The sequence below is a fragment of the Spirochaetota bacterium genome, assembly GCA_025061835.1.
Lineage (GTDB): Bacteria > Spirochaetota > Brevinematia > DTOW01 > DTOW01 > SKYB106.
The window spans coordinates 61,957-87,417 of the sequence record JANXAC010000003.1 but is presented as its reverse complement, the minus strand read 5'-3'; the positions used below and the strand labels follow the sequence as shown (position 1 = coordinate 87,417).

Sequence of the window (25,461 nt, the reverse complement as noted above, 5' to 3'; positions counted from 1 at the left end):
ATTAGCGAACCGGATATTTGTATATACTTCTTATAACCCACTCAAAGCTAAACTTACCACTGAACTTATTCCATAATACCAAAAGTTGATAAAAGATAACAACCAGTGTAAGTCCTATCAACAATCCCTCAAGAGCTGAAAAAATATTCTTGTAATAGTAGTAATCATCACCAAACTGTATCCATCCTACAATTCTAGGTATCAAAACTATCGGTATATGATGCAAAATATAGACAGTAAGAGAGAAAAGACTATACACTCTGAACGGATAGAACCATCTGTATTCCACCTTCTTAAGATCTAACATTATATGCAAAACCCAAAAAAGTATGAAACATATACCAAGTAGTATGAGGAACATCGTAAAACTCAAATGATAAAACTCAAGTTCCATCAGGTATGCTTTTACAAATCCTTCACTCAACAAGCTACCAACTCCAAAAGCCAAAAAGCCAGAGACTATAAAGGATATCCCGAAAATTATAAGCACCCTTCTGTTTCTCTCTCTTATATTCTCATTCTCATTAAGAAGAACAAACCTACCAACAACATATCCGAGTATTGCAAACGAAACCCAAGGTAAAACAGGAAAGTATCCGTTGAGTAAAAAACCTCCTATTATCTCTTCCAAAACAATAGGTGGTTGATACTCGTCATATTCCCAAAACTTTGGATAACCAAAAAGTTGCCTAAGTATTGGTGCAACTAGGACAATTATTAATGCTAATATTGTCAAAACTATACTATTCCAGTTCCTAATTAAAGTTAGTAGTATTGTTGAGAAACCCAGTAATGTAAGTATGTCCCATATAAATATGAACTTAATACCCCAAACAGCACCAGCAAAAACTAAACCAATAGTGAATATTAAAAAACCCCTAATAATGAGTGATACTGTAATCCTAGATTCACTTAAGCCTAGTTGCTTCCATCTATAAGCCATAATAGATAAGCTCATACCCATAAGAAACACAAATAGAGGTGCAGGTATCACACCAATAGCGCTATTAACAACAAAATACAAAGTTTGATCATAATCCCCTCCGGAAGATGTATATATTACAGAGTGAATTATGACCATAAGAACTATGGATAATGCTCTTAGAATATCAATTGATATAAATCTTTGTTCTTTATCATCTATGGTAGAAATTCTAGATAAATTCGTAGATTGACTACTCATCTTGGTGACTTCAAAAACAATATCGTATGTTAATTTAGTAAAGATTTAATAGTCAAACTACTACCTCGTCTTCCTCGTTCCTTTTGTCTAAATGCATTCAAACATAAAGAGCATTCTACTGGTTTCATAAATCTAACTTTAGTAAGTTCCAAAATACTTATAGAAGTCTGAGTTAAGTTGATAAACCTTACAAAGTATATATATTATTATACCCGCGTTGGAGGTTGCTTGAGATGAAGATAACTATAAAAATACCAGCTCCTTTAAGAGTATATGTTTCAAACCAAAGAGAAGTTCATTTAGAGGACTCTTTTCAAACTCTCAAGGACGCTTTAATAAAGCTTACAGATGAATATCCAAAACTAAAAGACAGATTGTTTGATGAGTCAGGCTCTCTCAGAAAATTTCTAACAATATTCATAAACAACACAAACGTTAGGGATTTTGAAGGAGAAAACACTAAATTAAAAGACGGAGATGTAGTAACTATACTGCCTGCTATTGCTGGTGGGTACTAGAAACACAAACTAATTTTTCCTTATATACTTTTCCACGTATCCCTTGAATACTTCAAAACTTCTAGCCCCGATTATTCTTTCCACTATTTTACCTTCATAATTTATTATGAATGTCGTCGGTATAGATGTTATACCTCCATACAGATAGGATATTTCACCTGAACCGTCATGAACGATAGGATAGTTAAACTTATATCTTTGAGCGAATACCTTAACAGGTTCAACAGTGTTATCTAAAGCAACACCAACTATCAAAAGTTTATCTTTGAACTCCTCTTGTAGATTGATCAGATCTGGAGTTTCATATCTACAAGGAGGACACCAACTAGCCCAGAAATTAACCATTATCAGTTTCTTTCCAACATATTCAGAAAGGTCTATACTCTTACCTTCCAAAGCAACTGATTTGAATATAAATGGAGGATATTTTCTACTTTTAGAACCTTCTGTCTTTGAAAAAGACATACCATTAAGCGAAAACAAAAATATTACAAATAAAAACAATCCTGTCAATCTAGTCATATTTATCCTCCTTGAACATTTTACTAGAATATAATAAAAAGTTTATTAAGTTTCAATTAATTTCTGTTGAAAACCAAACAGGACTCATTTAGGATAAATACACTCAAGAAGGGAGGTAGAAATGGCAAAGGGATATTGGATGCTGGTCTTACATGCTCATTTACCTTTCGTTAGACACCCAGAATACACAGACTCGATGGAAGAGAGGTGGTTATTTGAAGCGATGTCGGAGACTTATATTCCTTTACTACAGGTTTACGAGAAGTTACTAAACGATGGTGTTGATTTTAGGATAACGATGTCTATAACACCACCACTAGCAAATATGCTTGGAGATCCACTACTCCAAGATAGGTATGAAAAACATATTCAGAAATTGGTTGAGTTGGCTGAACGCGAGGTTCATAGAACAAGATGGCTACCAGAGTTCCATGAAACTGCTAAGATGTATCTCAATCATTTTAGGGATTGTCTAAATGTTTTCTATAAGTATAACCGCAATTTACTGAATGGATTTAAGATGTTCCAAGATATAGGAAAGTTAGAAATAATAACCTGTAGCGCAACACACGGCTATGCTCCGCTTATGGAGATTTACCCTAACGCTGTTAGAGCACAGTATCTAGTAGCAAAAAGAGACTATGAAAGAGTCTTCGGCAAATCACCTAGAGGTATTTGGAATGCTGAGTGTGCTTACTACCCAGGTCTTGAAGAGATACTAAAAGAAGCAGGTATTAGGTTCTTCTTTGTTGATACACACGGAGTACTATACGCAGACAAACGCCCAAAGTATGGCGTATTTGCACCAATGTACACAAGAAATGGTATAGCATTCTTTGGAAGAGACGTTGAGACATCTAAATCCGTCTGGAGCGCAAAGGAAGGATACCCTGGTGATGCTTGGTATAGAGAGTTCTATAGAGACCTTGGTTACGACGCTGACTATGACTACATAAGACCCTATATTCACGAGAGTGGGATTAGATTGATGACAGGCATAAAGTATTACAGAATAACAGGAGCTGATGTTCCTTTAGATAAGAAAGAACCTTATGACTATGGTAAAGCAATGGAGCGAGTTTGGGAACACGCAGGTAATTTCATATTTAATAGGCAAAAACAGATTGAATACCTATCTGGTATGATGGACAGAGAACCATTAGTTGTATCAATGTATGACGCAGAACTTTTCGGGCATTGGTGGTTTGAAGGTCCCCAGTTCATATACGCAGTCGCAAAAAAGTGTTGGGAGTCAAGAAACTGGGATACAACAGTTGAAATGATAACACCAGTAGAATACCTACAAAGATATCCTAAAAATCAGGTTGCAACTCCACCGATGTGTAGTTGGGGATACAAAGGTTATAATGAATTCTGGCTCTCTGGACCTAACGATTGGATATACCGACATCTACACAAAGCAGATGAAAAGATGATAGAGTTAGCGAACAAATTTAGAAATACAAACGATAAACTTATAGAAAGGGCACTCAATCAAATGGCAAGAGAATTATTACTTGCTCAATCATCTGACTGGGCTTTCATAATGCGAACAGGAACTACAGTTGAATACGCAGTAAAAAGAACGAAAGATCACATAAACAGACTATTCAGAATATATGATATGGTACAGTCAGGACATATAGATGTTGAATGGCTAAGATACATTGAATACCTTGATAACATCTTCCCAGAGATAGACTTTAGATACTACGCAGATAAATAATAAAATAAATACGGCTTGCTGGCTTCTTTTGTTGAAAGATTTATAAGTCTCTATGTAATTTTTTAAACGGAACCTTTAGGCAAAGGATCACTAGTAAAGGAAAACTTCTTAAAAGGCTATACTTTACTTGAAACGAGACTGCCACATCAAATATCCTCACTAATTGATGAAGCTATTAGTTCTAATTTCAGGAATAACATTATCATCTATCGTTATAAATGGTTGTGTTATAGGGGCGATATATCAGAGTTTCCCTTTGACCCCACCACTAGGACTTGAACTTGTTCAGAAATCTACCAACCAAATAGAAGCACGCTGGTGGGGGAATAATAGTGAAAATTATTTTTCAGGATATGTCATCTTCATATCAACTAATTCAAATGATATATACAAGGATAGAAATTCTACAAACCATTTTGACAAACCATATCTAAACAACTCTTCAGGTGGACTACCAACAGTAATAGCCCCTATATCAATTATAACTAGAGATTTCTCATTTACAATAACAAGCCTTCCAAACGGATCCAACATAACTACTAACATAACTTACTATGTTGGAGTTGCATCTTACTCCGCCTCAAGAAGAACTTTCAGCCCCTTGAGCAATATAACGAATATTACCCTAACAAACTAACTACTTTACTTTTAAGATAACAAGATTTTGAGAATGGGTAATATCTGTTTTTTGAATACTAGGTAATGTCCTCAAACTATCTCTCAGTTCATCAACAAAGTCATCAGTCTTACCAACAATTACAACATCATATTCAACATATCCTTCTGAAAGACTCTTCCTCTTTTTCATTTTAACACTAGATATTCCATCAATCACAGTAGATATTTCTCTCTCATCAGTACTTTTTACACCAATAACTTTGAGTAATACCAATCTTCCACCCTCAAGATATTTGATTATTCTAGAGATAACATCATTCAAGCCGCTTTCTGACAGTTTTGATATTACTCCCTCTATTTTCTCCGAAGTGTTTCCAGCAATAGGAACATTCGTTGAGACTATCACCTTACCTAACCCTCTACCTGTAGAAACATCATAGGAACTTAATGTAATTCTTATATGAACTTGTCTTATTCTTACACTTGGAGCACCCTGATAAGATGAAGTTAGACTACTCATCTCTCTATCCTCAACTTTTGTTGATACATCTATATATACATTTCCGCCAGCCTCACTAGCAAGAAGTTGAGAAAATGTCATCACCTCACCCTTCTTCTCTTCATAGACCTTCGCAAGTTTCTTTCGTAGTTTTTCCAATACCGTAGGTTCAACATATTCAACCCCTATGCTTGATAACCTATCATTCAATGAACTTATCGTAAATAATGTATATTCATCGTTCTGATAATTACTTTCAGGAACAACAACAAACTTAAGTGTAGATAGTATTCGACTCTGGTCATCGCTAGAGGTCTTCGCTAAAACATCAAATACTAGAGTAAGTAGAAGAGTTAGAATAATAAAACTATACCTTGAGGTCATATTCATCTCCTTATAGGTTCTCTAAGTATTTATCATACAAGAAAGAAAATGGATGCCACCAGAATATTGGTACTACCATATTTATTCCAAATTCCCACTCCAGATCACTCTTGTTATTTCCGTACTCGCCAGGGAACCACAAACCAAAAACAATTGATAAATATGGCGGACCTCCTTCAGCAAGTGAGACACCTGTCTCAAACTCAAAAGGCCAGTTCAACGGGCTAGAACTAGAATATGTTGCGTTAGGATCAGGAACTTTTACTTCAACAGTGTTTGAGATAGTATAAATGTAATATCCATATGTATAAGGATAATTATAAGATACCTTTGAAGATATTACTGATATACCATCGATCAATGGCATAAGCGATGCTCTCACAAAAAAAACATCATCTACAATATTTCTGAGAGAAATATATGGTAATCTTCCATTAAAACTAGCAGATCTAAGTTGACCCTCGTCTTCTGAGGTAGTATAGCTACCAATCCAGAATTTAATACCTGTGTCAATATAAGTTTTTCTCCATATTCTCAACCTGAAAAAGTCTATAGACACGTTGAAAGATGATAATTGTAGGCTATCCTTGAATATATCATTATTGTTATATAGAGATTTTGAAGTCATCGCCGGAGTAGTAAAGCCTCCAAGCCATCCACCACTCAACCTAACACCAATCCCAGGTGCAGAAAGAATGAAACCTAAAAACTCACCTACCGCACCAGCAGTAGCACTTACAGTTTTTGAAACATTTTCAGAAAACTCCTTCTGCTGAATCTTACCTATTGCCTCTCTCTCCGCAGAAGTCATTTCCGACTGAAACTTTCTACCCCAATCAACCGTAACACTCTCTACCATAGCAAGTTTAAGGTTAAGTTCAGTTTTACCAGTAGAAGGATCCCTAACAACAACTCCATACAGAAATGCATCAACACCGTAAAACTTTCCAAACTCCTTCTTGGTCCTAAAAAATGCAGACTCTTCGTATCCTTCTTTACTTATTTGCTCTATAACTCTACTCAAATTTGCTCTGTCTATTACTTTTAGATTTGGTATCCTAGCTTGTATTAAAGCACTGGTCATCTTATCAACAACTGCACTATCATCTATACCTCTTCCTGCATTAACAAAAAACACTGATATAGTTGTTATAGGCTTCCCATAAGACTCTATACTTTCTTTATTTATTCTATCCCATTCTCTAGCGAGTGAATACTGATGCCTGAAAATACTCTCATCAATGACAGCATCCAAACTCGTTTTGTAGTCTCTTCTGTTCATGCCTATCTCATAGGACCAAACTACTTCCGTTGTTTCAACATCTATGGTCTTTAAGACAAGGGATATATTAGGCTCACCACCAGCAAGTTGGTTGTTATTTATAGAACCATATACTATATAGTCTATGCCTATTCTCTTACCGAGTTCTTTAACATTTGACTTATCAATGAGACCTGTACCGGACAAATTCATTTCTTTTAGCGCCGCTTCAACAATCGCATCCTCAATAAGTTTAAACTTGTCTGTCTCTAAAAGCAAAGTAGAAATATCATCCTTAATCTTATGAGAACCTACTCTATATCCACTCTTATTATCAAAATCCCATACATATACCACCATCTTCTTCTTGCCACCCTTCGGAGATAAGCCTATCCTAGATATATTATCCTTAATCTCGTTTTTTATCTCTTCATAGTTCCTCCATTTAATGGATGGATCAGCATCATAATCCTTGACACTACTTCCGGATTGTGGTGTATATATGCTATCACCAGAACCTAGTCTTGAAAATGCTATCTGTCCAAAAATAAACACCATGAGTATAGAAACTGATACTGTAATGATTCCCCTTAGAAAGGAAACGCTTTTATGCATAACACACCTCCTTCTACCAAATAATAATAATATAATTATTTGCTCAAAATATTCAAACTTTATTTTCTATTCAAAACACTCAGCAAAACCAAAACTCAAATGCAATTCAAAGAATTACACAGATATTTCTATGATATTTCAATTACATCTACACCTCAGCTTCTCAGGTGTTATACTACTCTCTGCTAACCTACTTTATGAGTATAAATTCAACTCTTCTGTTTCTTGCTCTACCCTCTTCCGTATCGTTCGGTGCGATAGGTCTCTCAAAGGAGTATCCTTCTGTAGTTATTCTATCGCTTGCAAGTCCATTTTTAACGAGTTCTTTCTTTACAGATTCTGCTCTTGCCTTTGAAAGTCTCAAGTTGTAATCAAAGGATCCAACATTATCAGTATGCCCTTCAACTCTTATTCTATAACCACCAAACTTCTTAAGTTTATCTGCTACTCTTCTAACAATCTGCGCACCCTTCGGTGTAAGTTCAGCACTACCAAAAGCAAACTCTATACTATGAACTCTTATCTTATATCCATAAGGTGTAACTTCCACAAGTATATCCGTCGGAAGCACAGCAGGTCTTAAACTAGTTTTGTTTCCAAGCTTGTCAGAAACTTCAAAACTCAAAGGATATTCCTCAGCACTATCAACCAAATCACCATTATCACCTATTCCATCCCATATTATCTCTGTAGGGGGAGTTCCTGTTCCTTTAAACTCTTTAAACACCCTTTTCGCTCCAGGATACCAAATCTTGAATGACCAACCAGTTATATCAGAGTCATCAGAAACATTTATCTTGAAAAACACCTCATCATCAACCCCGTCATTATCAGGTGAAAATACAGAAGGTTGAAACGAGATTCTTGCTTGAGGTGGTGTTGCATCAACTTTAACAAATATCTCAGGTGAAACGGGTTTATTACCATCAACATACTCTGCATCAGCATATACAACATAAACATCATCCACAGTAACATTACCAGTGTTATCAGTTCCATCCCAGAAGAGATTAGTTAGGAACTTACCACCTTCCATATTCCAACTTCTTAGCGTCTTACCAGTTCTTGGGTCCTTTACATAAACATTCAACCTCTGAAGTCCGTTAAAATCATCAATAAAAACACTTATATTCACTCTATCAAAAAGCCCATCCGCATTAGGAGAAATCTCGTATATGTCTGATGAAACAAGAATATTTCTTAACTTAGTCGAGATCAAGATACCAGTTATGTTAGTTATAAAAACATTCCCCGCTAGATCCTCACCCTTTAGATAGAACACATAATTACCGTCAGGAACTAGTTTTCCGTCATCTCCCAGTCCAGCCCATACTATCTTATCAGTAGGAGTAGTCCCCAAGTTCCAATTCTTAACTCTGTTATCCTTCTGATCTTCTACCCAAGCATTCCATTCGTCCCCCCTTGTTAGGTTTCTTAAGGTAAAAGTAATATCATCCTTATTACCATCGCCGTTGGGGGAGAAGATAAGATAAGGAACGGATACAGAACCACTCGGAGGTGTGTTGTCAACTACCACTTTGAATATTTTTGAAGATGATTCGTTACCTTCTATGTCTTTAGCAAAGACTTGAATAGAATACTCTCCATCCGTAACAACCTTACCCTTAGTGTCAGTTCCATCCCAATACACAAACCCAGGAACACTGACAGACTCTTTAGGAGCAAAAAGTCTCCTAAAAAGTTCCTCAAAATCAAGTGAAAAATCTCTTCTAATCTTTGACTCAATGGTCTTTACAATATCACCTTTGGCGTCTTTCACGATTATCTTCCACTCCCTTAGCACCCCTCCCTCTTGAATATTGAGATTGATCTTAACTCTGTCCTTCCTTCCATCGTAGTTTGGAGAGATGTATATAGGTTTGTCTCCAGCAGAACTTCCGAAGTAGAGAAAATCAAGTTTTCTTGTAAGGCTTAAGTTTATCTCATCACTTTTGGATACATCAAGATTTATATCAATCTTTGGTGGAGTTGTGTCAATCGTTCCGAGAGCAAAATCAAAACCAATCCAATGACCTATATCACTTATACCTGAAGCAGAACTAATAACATTTAGAAGAGAGTAATGAACTCTAATGTCAAGTCTCTCTATACCCCACTGTCTCTCCAAAGTGTATTTCAGAGTAGCACCGGCAGACCAACCCAGCCTGTTATTACCAGCAAACCCCCCTCCTTTTATCAGAACAGTATCTAATATATTCACCTTAAGACCACCATTAAGTTCAGCATTCAATCCCCAAGCACCTAACGAAAGTCCAGCATCAAACGAAAACTTAACAGGATCGGTTCTTAGAAACATAAGATCAAGACCACCTTTTACAGTAGGTAGAGATGGGAATGGATTGTTGTTATCAACAATTACAGGTAGCCCAAGGTTCAAAAGAGATGCACCCCACGTAAATTCTTTCAACCCAAGACCCGGAGAGAAATCTCTAACCATCTTATAAACGAAACCGAAGTTGAGCCCAAAACTGACACCACTCGTTGCAGTGATACCAAACCCAACCCCTAAGTCATCTGCAACATCCTTTGAAAACGCTAATGTAGCACCAAATATATTCATACCAACTGGTAGTCCATAGTATAAAAACTGTCCTGAAAATGTTCCAATAAGCGTTGGATAGGATATTCCTAGTAATCCATAAGTTCCCGTTCTTGTCAATCCTCCTAAAGAGGTTGTTATAGAAAACTGCTTAAGGTATGCTCCTGTTGATGGGTTTATAAGTATTGAAGAAGAAGTTTCTGTATTTACAATATCATTACCACCTATTGACTGATCGCTAGCCGATATATTCGCATTTACAAACTCACTACCCCCCAGAGTTTGTGAAAAGCCCCGAAAAGACAGAGTAACAAACAAAATCAAAATCACTATTCTTCTCATGTTTTTCCTCCTTGTATGTCCTAAAATTATAATAACAGAATGCTCAGAATTCAAATTGCAAAGAAACTTACTCAGAAGTATCATAACAAGTTTATTTTCTTGACAATCGTAAATCCAATTTTTAAAATTGACTTAAGATAAAGGAGGGTAAGATTATGAAGAGATTGCTAGCGATAATCATTGCAACATCACTTGCAGTATCTCTAATCTCTTGTGCTCCTGCTGGAGCAAAGAAGGCCGGAGACAAAAAATCCAAAGATAAAAAAGCCGCAAAAGCAGAAGGCGGAAAAGGACCAGTAAAGGCTGGCAAGATAGTATTTTCATTCAATGCAAACGAGTATGGCGGTGCTTCATCTGTAAATCTAGTTGGCTCTTTTAACGGTTGGAACCCAACAGACCCAAACTATGCCATGGAGGATCCAGACGGTGACGGCATATTTGAAATAGAGGTCGAATGGGACTCTGGTAAATACATATACAAATACTATATTGACGGAAACTGGCCAAAGGATATGAGCGAATTGGAGCAATATCTTTCTCCTAAACCAAATGAGTATGTAGATGATGGTTTCGGTGGTAAGAACGCTGTTTTAGTAGTAGAATAAAAATTTATTTAGGAGGTTATGAGATATCTCATAATCTCCTCTTTTCGTAAAATGATTTAGAATTAGTTTATAATTTTTGCACTATATAAATTTATTATTAAAGGAGGTTTACTATGTTGGATCAATTTCCAAAGGGTCCTAATGTTTTTGACCCAAATATACCAAGCGCAGTTGGTAGCCACGAAAGTTTAGCTCAGGAGGGGAGGTCTAAGGAAACAGAGGATAAGAAATTCGTTAATGATCTAACCAATGAACTGATGACTAGAATACTTACTAAACTACCCCCTGAAGTAACAGATAAGCTTGACATAATGGGAAGTATAAGAGATAAGATCTATAATTACATCAACATCACCTATCAAAATATGATGAATAGGTATATCAAGACGGTTGAAGATGAGTTCCTCAAGAAGGTAAGAACCTTCGTTGACAGGGAAGAGAACAGACAGATGGCACGATACACCCCCAGGGAGGTAGTTGAACTTCTTGACAAGATTGCAGGACCTGATAAGTTCCATACAGGTGAGGTAGAGAAATCCATTGTTAATATGTATGGACACCTACACGGTCACATTCAAAGAGAAGTAACAGAAATTGAAGAGAAAACTAACGCTCTACTCAGACAGAAGACAGATGTTGGTGCTTTAGTTAGAGGACAGAACGCCTATGCTATAATGAAGGGAACTTTCAGAAACAATCCCTACAATCCAATTTATGTATATGATGTTAAGCTTTCAATAAACATCCTTGAAAATGAGCTTATAAGTCCTATCTATCATTATCAAGTTCCTCTATCTCTCATAATAAAAGAAGCAATACAACATAGAATAATAGAATTAATTGACAGAGAAATTGATAGGATCAATGAAAACTTGATTGACCAAGGAAAAGCTGAGCTGGATAAGACCGAAATAATATTTGAAAAGATAAGGCAAATTGAAAACTTTACAAGCGATGATAAAGACGACGAAAACTCAACAAGATACACCATACTCGCTAAGAAGTTCATAGATAAAATAGAAGGACTACGAGCAGAGATACCACCTGATGAGTATGACCCCCTAAACATAAGAGAAGTAATAAAGAAGATATTTGATATTGAAAATATCAGGAATAGAGGATATAACTCCGCCGTTAATGTTTTGACTTCTATACTTGATACAGGCAAGTTAGGATACCAATATATTAATAACTTTAAAAACGCCAGAGTATGCGTCATAAAGGAATACGAGGAAGCCGACCCAGAAAAGCTACCACACGAGAGCTACAGAATGAAGATTGCTTATTACGATCAGAATCAGTTAGTCAAGCTTAGAGAAGAATATGACAAACATTTTGAGGCTTTTGAGAGAGAAGTAAGAAGATTATGGCAGTTAGTTTATCAATACTACCTAAAGAACAAAAGGAAATACAATATTAAAGATTTTGATGATATGGTAGTAAAATACATGCCAAGAGATTGGGCTAAGGAATACTTTGAGGCAAATGCTGAAAACGGTGGTGATGAAGTTAAGTGGCAAGAGTTAGGTTTCCTTAACCCTGATGATACAGTTGTTGAAGAAAGTAATCCTCATTACATACCTGAAACTGACAATCTATTTAGAAGAATTGCTTTTATAAAAGAAATACTCCAGAAGATGCATGGTGCGGAAAGACCATTAGAAAGAGTAATATTGGAAGAAAGAATTGAGTTTATACTAAAACGATTTGGAGAGTTTGCTTATTCTTTAAACCCACACCATATACAACCAGGACTAGTACTAGAACTTGATATAACGACAATAAAGAGAAAGCAGTTTATTCTCAGACAAATGGCTGAGGTCATAAATGAATTCTTATTCCAACTCTCTAAGGGCTTTACTGATGTTGCGTTTGCACAATACACTAGAAGAAGATCAACCGTTAGAACAGATATAGACCAATCCTTTGCTCAACCTGAAGATAAAGAAAGCGTCTCTGAAATGGCCTATAAAAAAGCTTCAGAAGCTAAATCAGAATCAAAAACTGAAGAACCAAAAGTAAAAGGCAAAGCTGATGTGTCTCCTAAAAAAGCAGTAGAAAAACTAGAAGAGTTATAAAACAAAGGGGGGACACCCCCTATCTCTTTTCCTAAACCTTTTTCTCATCAAGGTATATATCCCATATATATATATCTGCCATTAACATCTAGAATGGATATATAAAGCTTGTTTCTAGATGAAGTTGGTTGTTTGTTCATCTTCAACTCAAATACATTTCTAAGAGTAAAAGTTTTTTTGGTTGCTACCCCTCGAGAGATTATCTCCTTCCTTATCGTCAGAAGTGAAAAATCTTTACTCGGTGAAACTTGAATATACCTAATAAATGTGTCACCCAACCTAATCTCAAGTACTCCTCCATCAACTCTGAACTCATCTGCTCTCAATAACTCAAACTCTACATCCCTCAAGAATTGATTTATTGAAAAATCAAAATTTTTTGAAAAGTTCTCAAAAAACCTTATACCCACAGAAGTTAGACTATAAATAACCAAAAACACAACTGATGATAGCATTACTACCACCATTACTTCAACTAGTGAAAACGCTCTACTATTCATCCCTGATAATTATAAAATCTAGGAATCCTTTTACTAAAGAGTATTCTTTGAGTTTAACCTTTATTTTGTGTCCAACGCTCAAAGAATCACCGCTTTTCCGAGACAAAAAACTATTTGTCTTGGCATCATAGACAAACTCATCTCCAAGGTCCTCAATCTTAACAAAACCCTCAACACCATTCTTTATAATCTGAACGAAAATACCATCTTCTTTAAACCCCGATACAATAGCATCAAATACCTCATCTGGATACTTCTTAACATACCTTATACCCTTTAGCTTAGCAATAAACCTTTCAGCAGAAACAGATTCTCTCTCAGTTTCAGAGCAGTGATCTGCTATCCATTTTAGTTTCTTAAGCGAAAGTGATTTAGGTCTCTTCTTTTTGTTGTTCAAGACAAATTTAACAAGTCTATGAATGACAAGGTCTGGGTATCTCCTTATAGGAGAAGTAAAGTGAGTATAATGTTCAAAATCAAGTCCATAGTGTCCAATATTATCAGTGTCGTATCTAGCCTGTTTCATAGACCTCAAGATAATGTAATTCACAAACTCCTCATACTCCTTCTGCGAAACATTCATTATTACCTCTTGTAGATGCACAGAACGAACTTCTTCAACTGGTGGTAGTCTAAAACCGAAAAGTGACACAATATTTGATATGTTTTGTATATTCTCATAATCAGGTTCTTCATGTATTCTAAATATTGTAGGTCCCTTGTCAGAAAGAAATTTTGCTACCGTTTTGTTAGCCATCAACATAAATTCTTCTATCAATCTTTCAGACTTTAGTCTTGGATAGACTTTGAAATCAATAGGATTTCCACTCTCATCAAGGTATATCTTCGTTTCTTTAAAGTTAAAATCAATACCACCTTTGGCTATCCTATTATCGTGAAGTTTTTTGGCAAGATCCCACATATTGAGAAGCGTATACGCAAGTCTTTCATCCCTCTCAATACTAGGATCATCAAGGACTTTTTCAACATAATTATAAGTAAGTCTATACTTACTTCTTATAACAGACTCAAATATATCAAATTTATCAACTTCAAGTGTCTTCTTGTTTATCCACATTTCAACAGAAACTGTAAGTCTATCAACATTAGGGTTTAGACTACATATACCGTTGGAGAGTTCAAATGGAAGCATTGGGAAAACGACATCTATGAGATAGGTAGAATTCCCTCGTTCAAAAGCTTCCCTATCAAGCGGAGAGCCCGACTTAACATAATATGAAACATCTGCTATATGAACACCAAGAATGTAGTAGTTGTTATTAATCTCAAGAGACACAGCATCATCAAAATCCTTCGCATCTTCACCATCTATCGTAAATATCAACTCATCCCTCAAGTCTATTCTACCCTTTAAGTCTGAACCATTAACAGACTGGCTTATCCTCTTCGCTTCTTTCAAAGAAGCCTTTGAAAATCGGTGCTTTATCTTATACTTTCTCAAGACTAAAACGATATCAAGTAAAGGATTGTCTTCAAATATCTCTTCCTTAAGCCAAGGCAATTTCTTTCTCTTTGATATCTCTACCAAAAGTTCTGACTTTGAGAGATCCTCAAGTTTTCTACCTATGCTCTTCTTTAATGTAGCACCTTTCTTTCTCTTTCCCATTTAAGTAATTAATATTCAATACATTCGTAATTATCAATAACAATCCAAAACTTTTTCAAACTCTCTAAACATAACCTAATAGTATTGTCTTCAACTAATAGAATATACGAAGAATATCAATACTTCAGAATTCATCTCATTCAACGAACTAGTATCAATCAAACCTACCGAACAAAAAGATAACACCACTACACCTCAGGTGTTATGAACAAAGATATTCTAAACTTCTCTTCTTTGACAATCACCAAACAAGAAGAGTATGTGAACTTCACAATTTCAACATCCTGATTACCTATTAATAACAGTGAAGTGAGTTTTGATAGATAAGGAAGATGCCCTACTATCATAACTCCCTGCTCACTCTCAAGTCGTCTAGCCCAACTTGAAGGGTCATCAAGAGGAGATAATCCTTTTTCCTCTACAATACCTTTCTCTGGTTTCAGAACCTCTGCCATAATCTCAGCAGTCTCCCTTGCCCTTGCTTTTCCACTATGAACTATAACTCTTGGTCTTAGAGACATACCATAAAGTATATCAGCAACCTTTCTAGTTTTCTCCTTACCTATGTCTTTCAGATGTCTCTCGGGATCCTCATCCTCCGATTTTGCCTCACCATGTTGAACTAAAAATATTAATCTACTTACACTACTCATACACCTTAAGTTTAAACTTTCAAAACCGAAAATTCCACAAAGTACATTCAGGACAAAGTTAGGCTTATAAGACTAATTTTTTAAACATCCAATCATCCTAACTCAACATCAAATTCCTATCTCTTTCTCCATTCTATAAAAACAAAAGGTATGTGTATTAATCTTTACTGACTTGGTCTGTGCTACCACCTTGAACCCCTCACTTTCATAGAGTCTTAAAGCAACATCATTCTCAACACCTACATCTAAAACAACTTTATTGCACTTCAATAATTTAGCGTAGTTTGAAACATATTTTAGCATTTCTCTTCCTAAACCTCTTCTTCTATATTCTGGAAGAACAGATATGTTGCTTAAGTATATACTCCCTTTAGGTATAGGTAGAAGAAGAGAAGAAGATTTCAAGAGTAAAGGTATCTTTAGAAATGTTCTCGGTCCCATACAAGACAGAATTTTAAGTCCCATCCTCAAACCCTTGACGAAAAAATCCTTTTGGGTAAACAAAACCATCACCCCAACAATTTGATCCCTTTCAATAGCAACCCATGTGTTCTCATAACTGTAAAGGTTTCCCTTAGCAAGAAACAAATCTCTTACAACATTTTTCATATCATCTCCAAATAGAACTTCAAAAAGCTCTTGAGAACTGATAATAATAAGGTCAGAAACCTTATAACTAATCTCAAGTAAAGTATCCCTTGAAAAATCACTACATCTTACAATATCAAGCACAGAAGTAATTATCTAGACACTATAAGTCTACATTCAAGAACAACTTACCAAATCTACAAAACAGTAAAAGTTGATAGTGTTCAAAACAGAACAACATCTTTGTGTTTCTTACTTATCCTTCTGCCTTTGTAATAGTCTTCGCTGATTATTCTTTCTATCTCCCAGTATATTTGTTTGATGACTTCCAAGAAGGACATCATATCTGACCTCCGATAGACATTACTTTAATATACTTTCACAAACTCATTCTTCCTCTTGAATATTCTCTAAAGACATACAGCAATTTTTTGAACAGCCCCGTAAAAGTTTGAAAGCAATCTAACTACTTATTGAAACTTTCAGATATGAATGAAAGGGTTTTTGTCTTTGGGACGATCAGAAAAGATCAACCTAGACATTACCTTCTAGGTAATGCAAAGTTTATTGACTACGCAATTCTTGAAGGATTTGAACTATATTACATCTATAATATGTTCCCTGGAATTGTTGAAGGCAATGGTAAAGTCATTGGAGAAGTCTATGAATTACCCGAAGATGACTTATATAAACTTGATGAAGCAGAAGATGCAGTGAGTATAAAAAACATCGAAATAGGCTTGTCAAGAAGAGTTAAAGTCAAAGTTAAAACACAAAGTGGTCAGACTTTAGATGCGTGGTGTTATGTATTTATCCAGGACATTGAAGACTCTCCAAAAATACCTTCTGGCGACTGGGTTGAATTCTCAAAAAGCATTAACCAATAACTTTCTTTTTGAAGTCATTCACAAGTAGATCATGCTTTCTCTGATAATCCTCAATGCTTTCAACATCCTTACCGAATTCACTAAGGAAGTATATCTTAACTTTAGGTTCAGTTCCAGAAGGTCTAACTATTATCTTACTACCACCTTCAAGATTAAGGATTACCACATTTGATACTGGCAAGTCAGTTTTGTAATCTTCCTTAAATCCTTTAGCAAAATCTTCGTAAGTTCTGTTCTTAACGTCTATTCTAGATAAAACTTTAAGGCTAGCAAATTCTTCAAACCTTTCACTTCTTACCTTACCCATCATACTCTCAATCTTCCTCTGCCCTTCAAAACCTTCAAACTCAAGCGAGATAAGACTCTCAATGTGAACCCCATACTTCTTATAGATCTCAAATAAATATTCTTTCAAATTCTTGCCTTGTTTCATCAGATCCTCAACCATCAGAGATATAAGCACCGTGGATATTACAGAGTCTTTGTCCCTAACATCATCTCCATACAGGTATCCTATACTCTCCTCACAACCAAATATAAACCTTTTCTGCCCTTCAAACTGTCTTATCTTCTCTCCTATGTATTTAAAGCCTGTTAATGTAAGATATGTCTCTACACCGAAGCTCTGAGCAATCTTTCTTATTAAGTCGGTCGTTACAATTGTAGTTACTACAAAGCCATCTTCAGGTAGTGTTCCTCTCTGATATAGCTTTGACAGAATCCACTCCAACATCATAGATGCCAATTGATTTCCAGAGAATAATACATCTTCATCATTAACGATTATTCCTGCTCTCACTCTGTCCGCATCTGGATCACTTGCAAAAAACACTTGTGCTCCAACCTGTTTTGACAGTTTTATCACTCTCTCAAACGAACTATCCTCTTCAGGGTTTGGTAAAGGAACTGCTGAAAAACTACCATCAACCGAACATTCCTCTTCAACAAGATACACATTCTCAAAACCTAGCGACTTGAGTGCGTCAATGGTAAGGTAAAGCGACGTCCCGTGCAAAGGAGTATACGCAATCTTCATATCTTTTCTAAAACTCACATCTTCAACATCAATGAGTTCTGACAAACTTACTTTTAAGATTTTAAGATAAGCATCCTTGACTTCATCAAGAAACTCAACAAACAATTCCGATTTTAACAGTTCTTCATCAGAAACCATACTTATCTCTTTTGACGATGTTATTCTATACACTTCTTCTATTATGCCTTTATCGTGTGGTGGAACAACCTGCGCACCATCATCCCAATACACTTTATACCCGTTGTAGTCAGGTGGATTATGCGAAGCAGTAATGATTATACCACCAGACGCTTTTAGATACCTAACCGCAAAAGATATGAATGGTGTTGGCATAGGTTTTTTAACAAGATACACCTTTATACCATTACCCACCAAAACCTTTGAAGCCTCAATCGCAAACTTCCTAGAGTCTCTCCTTGTATCGTATCCTATCACACACGATAAGATTTGATTGCCCTTAACTTTTTTGAGATAATTAGCAAAACCTTGAGTTGCTATTCTGATGTTGTATTCGTTCATCCTATTCGTCCCTATTGCGACCTTACCTCTCATTCCTCCCGTTCCAAATTCAAGTTTTCTATAAAACCTATCCTCAAGCTCCTCTAACTTACCCTCACTGACCAGTCTTGAAACCTCTTCCTCCACATCTTTACCAAACTCATCTATCCAAAGCTTTATATTATTTTTAGCACTTTCCGACAATTGAACATCGTTAAGACTTAACATTCTCATCCTCCTAGCAGGAAAATGTTTGTAAAATTATTAACTTCCATAATTGCTTATTTCAAAGATATTGATATAATCTAAAATTTGCAAATTTACAACTATGTGTAGTTCCTTTTTTCCTTGCAGTATCTTTAATCTCGCTTACTCAACCAATAGAAATTGGAATTCATTGATATAAAGTATCTTCAAAGTTTATATTTAAACTCCGAAGGTTTTATAATTCAGTCCAGTATGAGTGATGTTGTTGTCTTAAGTGGTAGGTCAAACTCATCTCTTGCTAAAAAGATAGCAGATTATCTTGGACTTGAACTTGGGAATACTCTCATAACCGAATTCGCTGATGGTGAGATATTCGTCAAGATAGAAGAAAGTATAAGAGGTAGTGATATTTTCATCATTCAATCAACTTGTAATCCATCTAATCAAAACCTGATGGAATTGCTTATAATGATTGATGCTGCTAAGAGAGCATCCGCAGACAGAATAACGGCAGTTATACCATACTTTGGATATGCTAGACAAGATAGAAAAGCAGAACCTAGAGTACCTATTACAGCAAAGTTAGTAGCAAATCTTATAACGACTGCTGGAGCAAATAGAGTTTTGACTATGGACTTACACGCCGACCAGATACAAGGCTTCTTTGACATACCTGTTGACCATCTTTACGCTTTTCCTGTCTTCATTGACTACCTAAAAGAGAACTATGAGGACATAAGTGATTTCGTTGTTGTAGCACCTGACATGGGAGGAGTTAAGAGAGCAAGATTCCTAGCATCATTCCTTGACCTAAACATTGCAATAATTGATAAGAGAAGAACTGGGTATAACATCGCTGAAGTTATGAACCTTGTTGGTGAAGTAAAGGGTAAAAATGCTGTTTTGATTGATGATATAATTGACACTGGGGGCACTGTTGCCAAGGCTGCTAGAAAACTCAAAGATGAAGGAGCAAAGAAGGTTATTGTAATGGCGACACATCCAGTCCTTTCAGGAAACGCAAAAGAAAAACTACTGGATGATGCAATAGACGAAGTAGTTGTAACTGATACAATACCTATACCAGAAGAAAAAATGTTACCAAAAATTAAAGTTTTAAGCGTTTATAAACTTTTTGCTGAAGCGATATCAAGAACTCACACAAACAGTTCAGTAAGCTCCTTGTTCGTGAAGAAGTAGGTATAGTAGAAACTTCAATATCAACTTGGTTCTAACAAAACTTAATCCCAACTTTAAAACATTTCTAAACAAGTAAAACTCTGTTTGAAAATTAAAAATTCAAACTACCAGAGCAAATAACCTAAAAAGGCATCAAATGGTTTTATTTTAGAAGAATCACAAATTGTTAATTTCCCTATTCTTTATGTTCAAGATTATATCTTCTACTTCTTATAGAAGACCAGAGGTTTGCTATACTTTTTGTAATCCTCTAATACCTCTATTGCTTTCTGAACGTACTCATCATCCGGATCAAACACTTGTATTCTAGGAACCTCGCGATTAGCCAGTATCTTTATTACCTTTTTATCAAGTTTTATACCTTTTTCTTGCAACAACTTACTAATATTCTGTATATCCTGTTCTGTTACCTCGCTTTTGTTCTTCATATATTCCTTGATATAACCTTCTCTCTCAATGATGGATATTTTTTCCTCCAGCTCTTTCGTTATTTTGGTTGTCTCAACGACAACATCAGGGACTATACCTTCCTTATCAGGTGTTTTACCTGAAGGTAGGTAATATCGTGCTATTGTTATTCTTAATCCTGAGCCATCTGGTAGTTGCCTTATAGTTTGAACAGACCCCTTACCGAAACTCTTAGTTCCAACAACCACTGCTCTATGCGTATCTTGCAAGACCCCAGCAAGTATCTCCGAAGCAGAAGCAGAACCTTCATTTATCAAAACTACGATAGGAATGTTTAGAGGTATTATAGGTTTCTTTCCCGAAGCATAAGTTCGCTGATCACTACCCATTATCCTTCCTCTCGTCTCAAGTAGTAATCCCTCAGGTACCATAACATCAAGGATCTTCAATACCTCATCAAGCAATCCCCCAGGGTTATACCTCAGATCAAGTATCAAACTCTTAAGTTGAGTATCACTCTTTTTTATCTTGTCAATAGCATTCACAAACGAATCATAAGTAGTCCCAGAAAACTGAAGTATTCTTATAAAAGCTATACCTTTTTCCTCTGAAACCCATCCCCATCTTATAGTTGGTATATTTATGATCTCTCTTGTAAGAGTTTTTTCAAATATTTCGTCATTTCTTTTTATAGTTATCGTAACTCTTGTCCCGGGCGTTCCTCTCAAGAGTTTGACAGCTTTCTCAACACTCATACCTTTAGTGGTTTCGCCGTTTATGGAGATTATATAGTCTCCAGGTTTAAGACCTTCTCTGAAAGCAGGTGTGTCCTCAATAGGAGATATTATGTAAATGTACCCATCCTTTGATGATATATGTATTCCTAAACCACCAAACTTACCACTTGTCTCAACTGTAAGTTCCTTAAAATCATCTTCACTTAAAAAAGCAGTGTGTGGATCATTAAGACTTTCTAGCATCCCCTTTATAGCACCATGAAACAACTTCTTCGCATCAACCTTATCCCCATCAACATACCCGTCTTTTATAAGGTTATAGACAGAATTCAACATCTCTAGGTAGTAATAGTAGTCATCATCTTTTGAGAATGACGAAAATATACCTTTGTTACCAAATATTTGAGAGTATGAAAAGAAAATTATTACCAAAATTGCAACTAAAACCACACCAAAGATAAATCTGAAGGGGTATTTTCTCATAAGCATAAATATACCTCTTAACATCCTTGTAGTATAATATAAATAATTACAATGTCAACAGTAAAGTCCAAAATTTTTAAACATACCTGCAAATACTAAGAATCTCTTAACCTTCCAACTATCCACATACTTCACTTTTTAGAAACCTATCCTCTTAAACTCTAAAACTTTAGGTTTTACTAAATAGGTTTGTTGAAAAGCTACAGAATAATATTTAAGATTTAGTGCGTCCATGAAATATTCCATTTTCATAAAATACATTTCTCAAGGAGTATCAATACTACTACTCTTTTCGGTATTCTACATAGCCTTTATATACACCAAAAGTCTTGAAAACATATCCTTCATCATTATCAACGGACTGCTAATATCACTTATGTACTATGTTTTTAACCCTCTATCCGAAAGATTATCTAGACTTCTACTTGACCTAATAATATACAATAAGTGGAATAAACCTATTAACAAGTTTATCCAACAGTTAGAAACAACTATATCTGATAGTGAATTTGTTAATCTCATTAAAAGATTCATTGAAGTTGAAGCGAATATCTTTTTACTATGGATAGAAAATAATAAGGTCATTTACAAAAGTCCTTCAAGATTATTTGAAGATGAGAACATTATGAAAAACTTAACCTCTTTAATAAAAGAAGAAGGAGTGAATAAATATACTGAAAGAGAAATTATAAACGGTGGTTCAAATGAAATAGTAGCAATTCTACTCAAACATAATCAATTTGAGTTGTTTTTCATATCAAGGTATATATCTATAATTAATCCATCGTTGTTTGAAGAGATGTATAGCGAAATAATTAAATTCACAAAGAGAAGAGAGATAATTGAAAACATGTTTAAAGTATCTACACTATCACATGAATGGGAACTACTATCAAAGATACAAAAAGTATTCCTACCAGAAACTATACCACCTATCAAAGGGCTTGATGTTAGTATATCTTTTGAACCACTTGTGAGCGTAAGCGGTGATTATTATCATATAATACCTCTTCAAGATGAGAAGTATCTGTTTGTAATAGGAGATGTTTCTGGTAAAGGCTTGAACGCATCCTTACTTATGGCAGTTATAGTAAATGCTATAAAGATAAATAGAAACAAAACATTAAAAGAAATAATATACGAAGTTGATAGAACCATAAAGGATCTGGAGTTTGAAGGCAAATATACAACTATAATCTTGTTATTATGTAACCCTGAAAATGGGGAAATTGAATTTGTGAATTCCGCAATGCCAAGAATCTTATTAGTAAGAGATGGTAATATCCAAGAATTTCAGGTAGATTTACCACCCTTGGGAATAATAGACTTACCAGAATTTCAAACATCACGATACAAACTGAAAGAAGGAGATCTATTATTTCTTACCTCCGATGGAATTTTAGAAGCCAAAAACAATTATGATGAAGAATATCAAAACACAGGCAGACTGAAAAACCTTCTAATATCAAACTATACAAAAAAGTCTGAAGAAGTATCCAGAATCATAAGAGAGGATCTCAAAGATTTCTTGTCATCTTCAAAACTTTCAGATGACCTCACATACATCATTATCAAAAAAGGAGGAGTAGCATGAGTGAAAGTTTAATTCCTTATTCTGCTTTCATTACTCTTCAGATACTAGGATGGTTTATATTCCTTAAGAGTCCCAAATTAATAAATACTAGAATAATTTTCATAACGATAATGTCTTCTTCACTTATCACTTTATTTATCGGTATCTCTTGGGATTCTGCTAAGATGAATGCACTTGAAATAACAAATGCATCTTTAAGACTTACATCACTTATGATGGTGATAGCAAACTTATCAATACTAAGATTGATGGTCTCTTTTCCTGAAGAGAAGGATCTGAAACTGTTAGATCTATTGCTTTTGGGTGCAGTAGGAATAGTTGTTTATATACTTTTCATGACAGACTCGGTAATAGTTGGAGCCGAACAGCGAGAAGGGATAATATACCGACTCGAGGGGCAATACTACAGACTCTACACTTCTGTTGCTACTGGGCTATTAGTAGTATCATCGTTAATAGGCATAGTAAAAGCAGTAAGAACCAAACATAAGATTTTCAAACTTCAAACAACACTTATAGTGATAGGAACAGCTCTATCATTACTACTAGCAGTGTTTATAGCGATGGTAATACCTATACTCCTAAAAACATTCAGATACTACTACTTATCATCGTTACTGGGATTCGTACTCGCTGGATCATTAGCCTACGCAATAACAAGAACTAAACTCTTCAACATAACATCCGCAATATATAATACCATAGTTGTAGTAGTTTCAATAATAGTCTTAGGAGCTATAGGTGGAATAACACTGAAAGTAATATCAAACTACTCAACATCACTAGCGAATGTATTCCCCCTATCAATATTTCTACTACTTTCAATACTAATTCTGATAGGCAACTACCTAAATAAGTTCATAAGAAAAATCCTCAAGTTCAAGTCAAACTATATTGAGACACTGCTGAATGATATAAACTCAATTGATTTAACAAAACCACAAGAAGAAATAGTAGATAAACTCGTAAAGTCACTAAGAGAAAACATATCCTCAACAAAAATAAATCTCTTTGTAGAGAATGAGGTTGGACTTTTAGAAAATATCTATACTGAAACAAACACGGAAGAAAGTTTAGACAAGAATCTTAAGGTAATTGAGATACTCTCAAGCTACGGGAACAAGACCGTTTTTCTAAGCTCCGAAATCATATCTGATCCAATCCTAAAAACGAATGCTGATGTAATACAGGATATGTTTAAAAAACTATCATCAGAAGTTATCATATTAGTGAAAGATGGAACTCAAACAATAATGTTATTGTCGCTCGGTGAGAAAGAAAATGGTAGAACATACGATAACTATGACTACAAGGCACTACAAACGATATATCCAACACTCTTCACGATAGCATATATACTCAAAAACTTAAAGAAGCAAAAGATAACTATAACAGTGAATAGAGAGATTGAGATGAGTAGGACAATCACCGAGACAATACTTCATAATATCAAGAAACCAAACCCAGCAGAGCTAGATTTTGAGTATATAACAAGAACGAGTAGTGGTTTAGGTGGCGACTTTGTGGATGTTATAAAAATAAAAAACAGATATTTAATCGTTATAGGAGACATATCTGGCAAGGGGCTCACAGCAAGTATGTCAATGGTGGTCTTGAAATCATCAATATATACTCTAATAAGAAATAAACTTAACTTCAAAGGAATGGTTGAGGAACTTAACAAAATTATAAAGGAAAACCTACCAAAGGGAACATTCTTTAGCGGAGTTTTTATACTCGTTGACACTCAACAGAAAGAAATGTTCTTTATAAACGCAGGCATACCAGCAATGTGGCACTATTCCTCAAAGCTCAAGAGTATATCACAAATACAAGGTGAAGGGAAAGTCTTAGGATTTGTGAAAGACATCTCAAAGTATATACAGATAAACAAAGTATCACTTAACAAGAACGATATAGTTGTGATAGCAACCGATGGATACACAGGAGCAAAGTCACTAGAAGGAACTACCTTCCCACTATCTATAACGGAAAATATCATAAAACTATCGGAAAATAAAAATTCCAGAGAAATACTAGACAAACTATTTGATACTTGGTATAATTTCGTCAATAGAAAAATTGAGGATGATATTAGTTTAGTTGTCTTTAAACTATCTTAAGGGAGGCTT

General features: G+C 35.2%; 20 protein-coding genes. 9 read left to right on the top strand and 11 right to left on the bottom strand.

The genetic code is table 11. From position 1 onward, the window contains the following. Position 1: 1 nt before the first annotated feature. Positions 2-1,183, bottom strand: coding sequence for a heparan-alpha-glucosaminide N-acetyltransferase domain-containing protein (locus tag NZ579_02335; GenBank protein ID MCS7298786.1), 1,182 nt, complete (start codon positions 1,181-1,183; stop codon positions 2-4). 233 nt (positions 1,184-1,416) lie between these two features. On the opposite strand from NZ579_02335, the gene NZ579_02330 reads away from it, so the two are divergent. Continuing rightward, positions 1,417-1,701: a MoaD family protein gene (locus tag NZ579_02330; protein ID MCS7298785.1), complete on the top strand. Its 285-nt coding sequence runs from the start codon at positions 1,417-1,419 to the stop codon at positions 1,699-1,701. A 9-nt stretch (positions 1,702-1,710) separates the two neighbouring features. Here NZ579_02330 and NZ579_02325 read toward each other — a convergent pair whose 3' ends face one another. Next, the gene (locus NZ579_02325) at positions 1,711-2,223 is read right to left on the bottom strand and encodes a TlpA family protein disulfide reductase (GenBank protein ID MCS7298784.1); all 513 of its coding nucleotides are present in this window, start codon (positions 2,221-2,223) and stop codon (positions 1,711-1,713) included. 121 nt (positions 2,224-2,344) lie between these two features. On the opposite strand from NZ579_02325, the gene NZ579_02320 reads away from it, so the two are divergent. Continuing rightward, complete coding sequence (locus NZ579_02320; GenBank protein MCS7298783.1) at positions 2,345-3,949, top strand: DUF1957 domain-containing protein; 1,605 nt, start codon at positions 2,345-2,347, stop codon at positions 3,947-3,949. A gap of 166 nt (positions 3,950-4,115) precedes the next feature. Then, entirely contained in the window at positions 4,116-4,586 is a 471-nt protein-coding gene (locus tag NZ579_02315; GenBank protein ID MCS7298782.1) for a hypothetical protein, read from the top strand. Here NZ579_02315 and NZ579_02310 read toward each other — a convergent pair whose 3' ends face one another. The 3 genes from NZ579_02310 to NZ579_02300 form a co-directional block, all read right to left on the bottom strand. Continuing rightward, positions 4,587-5,450: a hypothetical protein gene (locus NZ579_02310; GenBank protein ID MCS7298781.1), complete on the bottom strand. Its 864-nt coding sequence runs from the start codon at positions 5,448-5,450 to the stop codon at positions 4,587-4,589. A 10-nt stretch (positions 5,451-5,460) separates the two neighbouring features. After that, positions 5,461-7,326, bottom strand: a complete 1,866-nt coding sequence (locus tag NZ579_02305; protein ID MCS7298780.1) for a penicillin-binding protein activator LpoB — start codon at positions 7,324-7,326, stop codon at positions 5,461-5,463. Positions 7,327-7,516: 190 nt separating this feature from the next. Beyond that, on the bottom strand, positions 7,517-8,362 hold the full coding sequence (locus tag NZ579_02300) for an OmpA family protein (protein ID MCS7298779.1): 846 nt from the start codon (positions 8,360-8,362) through the stop codon (positions 7,517-7,519). 2,021 nt (positions 8,363-10,383) lie between these two features. On the opposite strand from NZ579_02300, the gene NZ579_02295 reads away from it, so the two are divergent. Together NZ579_02295 and cfpA are read left to right on the top strand one after the other, a co-directional pair. After that, positions 10,384-10,833 carry a glycogen-binding domain-containing protein gene (locus NZ579_02295; GenBank protein MCS7298778.1) on the top strand — a complete coding sequence of 150 codons (450 nt, stop codon included), beginning with the start codon at positions 10,384-10,386 and terminating at the stop codon, positions 10,831-10,833. Positions 10,834-10,946: 113 nt separating this feature from the next. After that, on the top strand, positions 10,947-12,911 hold the full coding sequence (cfpA, locus tag NZ579_02290) for a cytoplasmic filament protein CfpA (GenBank protein ID MCS7298777.1): 1,965 nt from the start codon (positions 10,947-10,949) through the stop codon (positions 12,909-12,911). Positions 12,912-12,958: 47 nt separating this feature from the next. On the opposite strand, the gene NZ579_02285 is transcribed toward cfpA, so the two are convergent. The 4 genes from NZ579_02285 to NZ579_02270 form a co-directional block, all read right to left on the bottom strand. Continuing rightward, positions 12,959-13,411, bottom strand: coding sequence for a prepilin-type N-terminal cleavage/methylation domain-containing protein (locus tag NZ579_02285; GenBank protein ID MCS7298776.1), 453 nt, complete (start codon positions 13,409-13,411; stop codon positions 12,959-12,961). Beyond that, positions 13,404-15,038 carry a VacB/RNase II family 3'-5' exoribonuclease gene (locus NZ579_02280; GenBank protein ID MCS7298775.1) on the bottom strand — a complete coding sequence of 545 codons (1,635 nt, stop codon included), beginning with the start codon at positions 15,036-15,038 and terminating at the stop codon, positions 13,404-13,406. Before NZ579_02280 ends, NZ579_02285 begins: the two co-directional genes overlap by 8 nt. A gap of 188 nt (positions 15,039-15,226) precedes the next feature. Continuing rightward, entirely contained in the window at positions 15,227-15,691 is a 465-nt protein-coding gene (gene sixA / locus NZ579_02275; protein MCS7298774.1) for a phosphohistidine phosphatase SixA, read from the bottom strand. 108 nt (positions 15,692-15,799) lie between these two features. Beyond that, entirely contained in the window at positions 15,800-16,423 is a 624-nt protein-coding gene (locus tag NZ579_02270; GenBank protein ID MCS7298773.1) for a GNAT family N-acetyltransferase, read from the bottom strand. A 344-nt stretch (positions 16,424-16,767) separates the two neighbouring features. Here NZ579_02270 and NZ579_02265 point away from each other — a divergent pair, with 344 nt between their 5' ends. Next, on the top strand, positions 16,768-17,166 hold the full coding sequence (locus NZ579_02265; GenBank protein ID MCS7298772.1) for a gamma-glutamylcyclotransferase: 399 nt from the start codon (positions 16,768-16,770) through the stop codon (positions 17,164-17,166). Here the strand turns inward: NZ579_02265 and NZ579_02260 are convergent. After that, positions 17,156-18,934, bottom strand: coding sequence for a phospho-sugar mutase (locus NZ579_02260; protein MCS7298771.1), 1,779 nt, complete (start codon positions 18,932-18,934; stop codon positions 17,156-17,158). The genes NZ579_02265 and NZ579_02260 overlap by 11 nt on opposite strands. Positions 18,935-19,159: 225 nt before the next feature. Here NZ579_02260 and NZ579_02255 point away from each other — a divergent pair, with 225 nt between their 5' ends. Further along, a complete protein-coding gene (locus NZ579_02255; protein MCS7298770.1) occupies positions 19,160-20,107 on the top strand; it encodes a ribose-phosphate pyrophosphokinase in 948 nt (315 codons plus the stop codon). 203 nt (positions 20,108-20,310) lie between these two features. Here the strand turns inward: NZ579_02255 and NZ579_02250 are convergent, their stop codons facing one another. Then, positions 20,311-21,759: a S41 family peptidase gene (locus tag NZ579_02250; protein ID MCS7298769.1), complete on the bottom strand. Its 1,449-nt coding sequence runs from the start codon at positions 21,757-21,759 to the stop codon at positions 20,311-20,313. 208 nt (positions 21,760-21,967) lie between these two features. Between NZ579_02250 and NZ579_02245 the strand changes: the two genes are divergently transcribed. Then, the gene (locus NZ579_02245; GenBank protein MCS7298768.1) at positions 21,968-23,329 is read left to right on the top strand and encodes a serine/threonine-protein phosphatase; all 1,362 of its coding nucleotides are present in this window, start codon (positions 21,968-21,970) and stop codon (positions 23,327-23,329) included. After that, on the top strand, positions 23,326-25,452 hold the full coding sequence (locus tag NZ579_02240) for a SpoIIE family protein phosphatase (protein ID MCS7298767.1): 2,127 nt from the start codon (positions 23,326-23,328) through the stop codon (positions 25,450-25,452). Before NZ579_02245 ends, NZ579_02240 begins: the two co-directional genes overlap by 4 nt. Positions 25,453-25,461 lie beyond the last annotated feature (9 nt).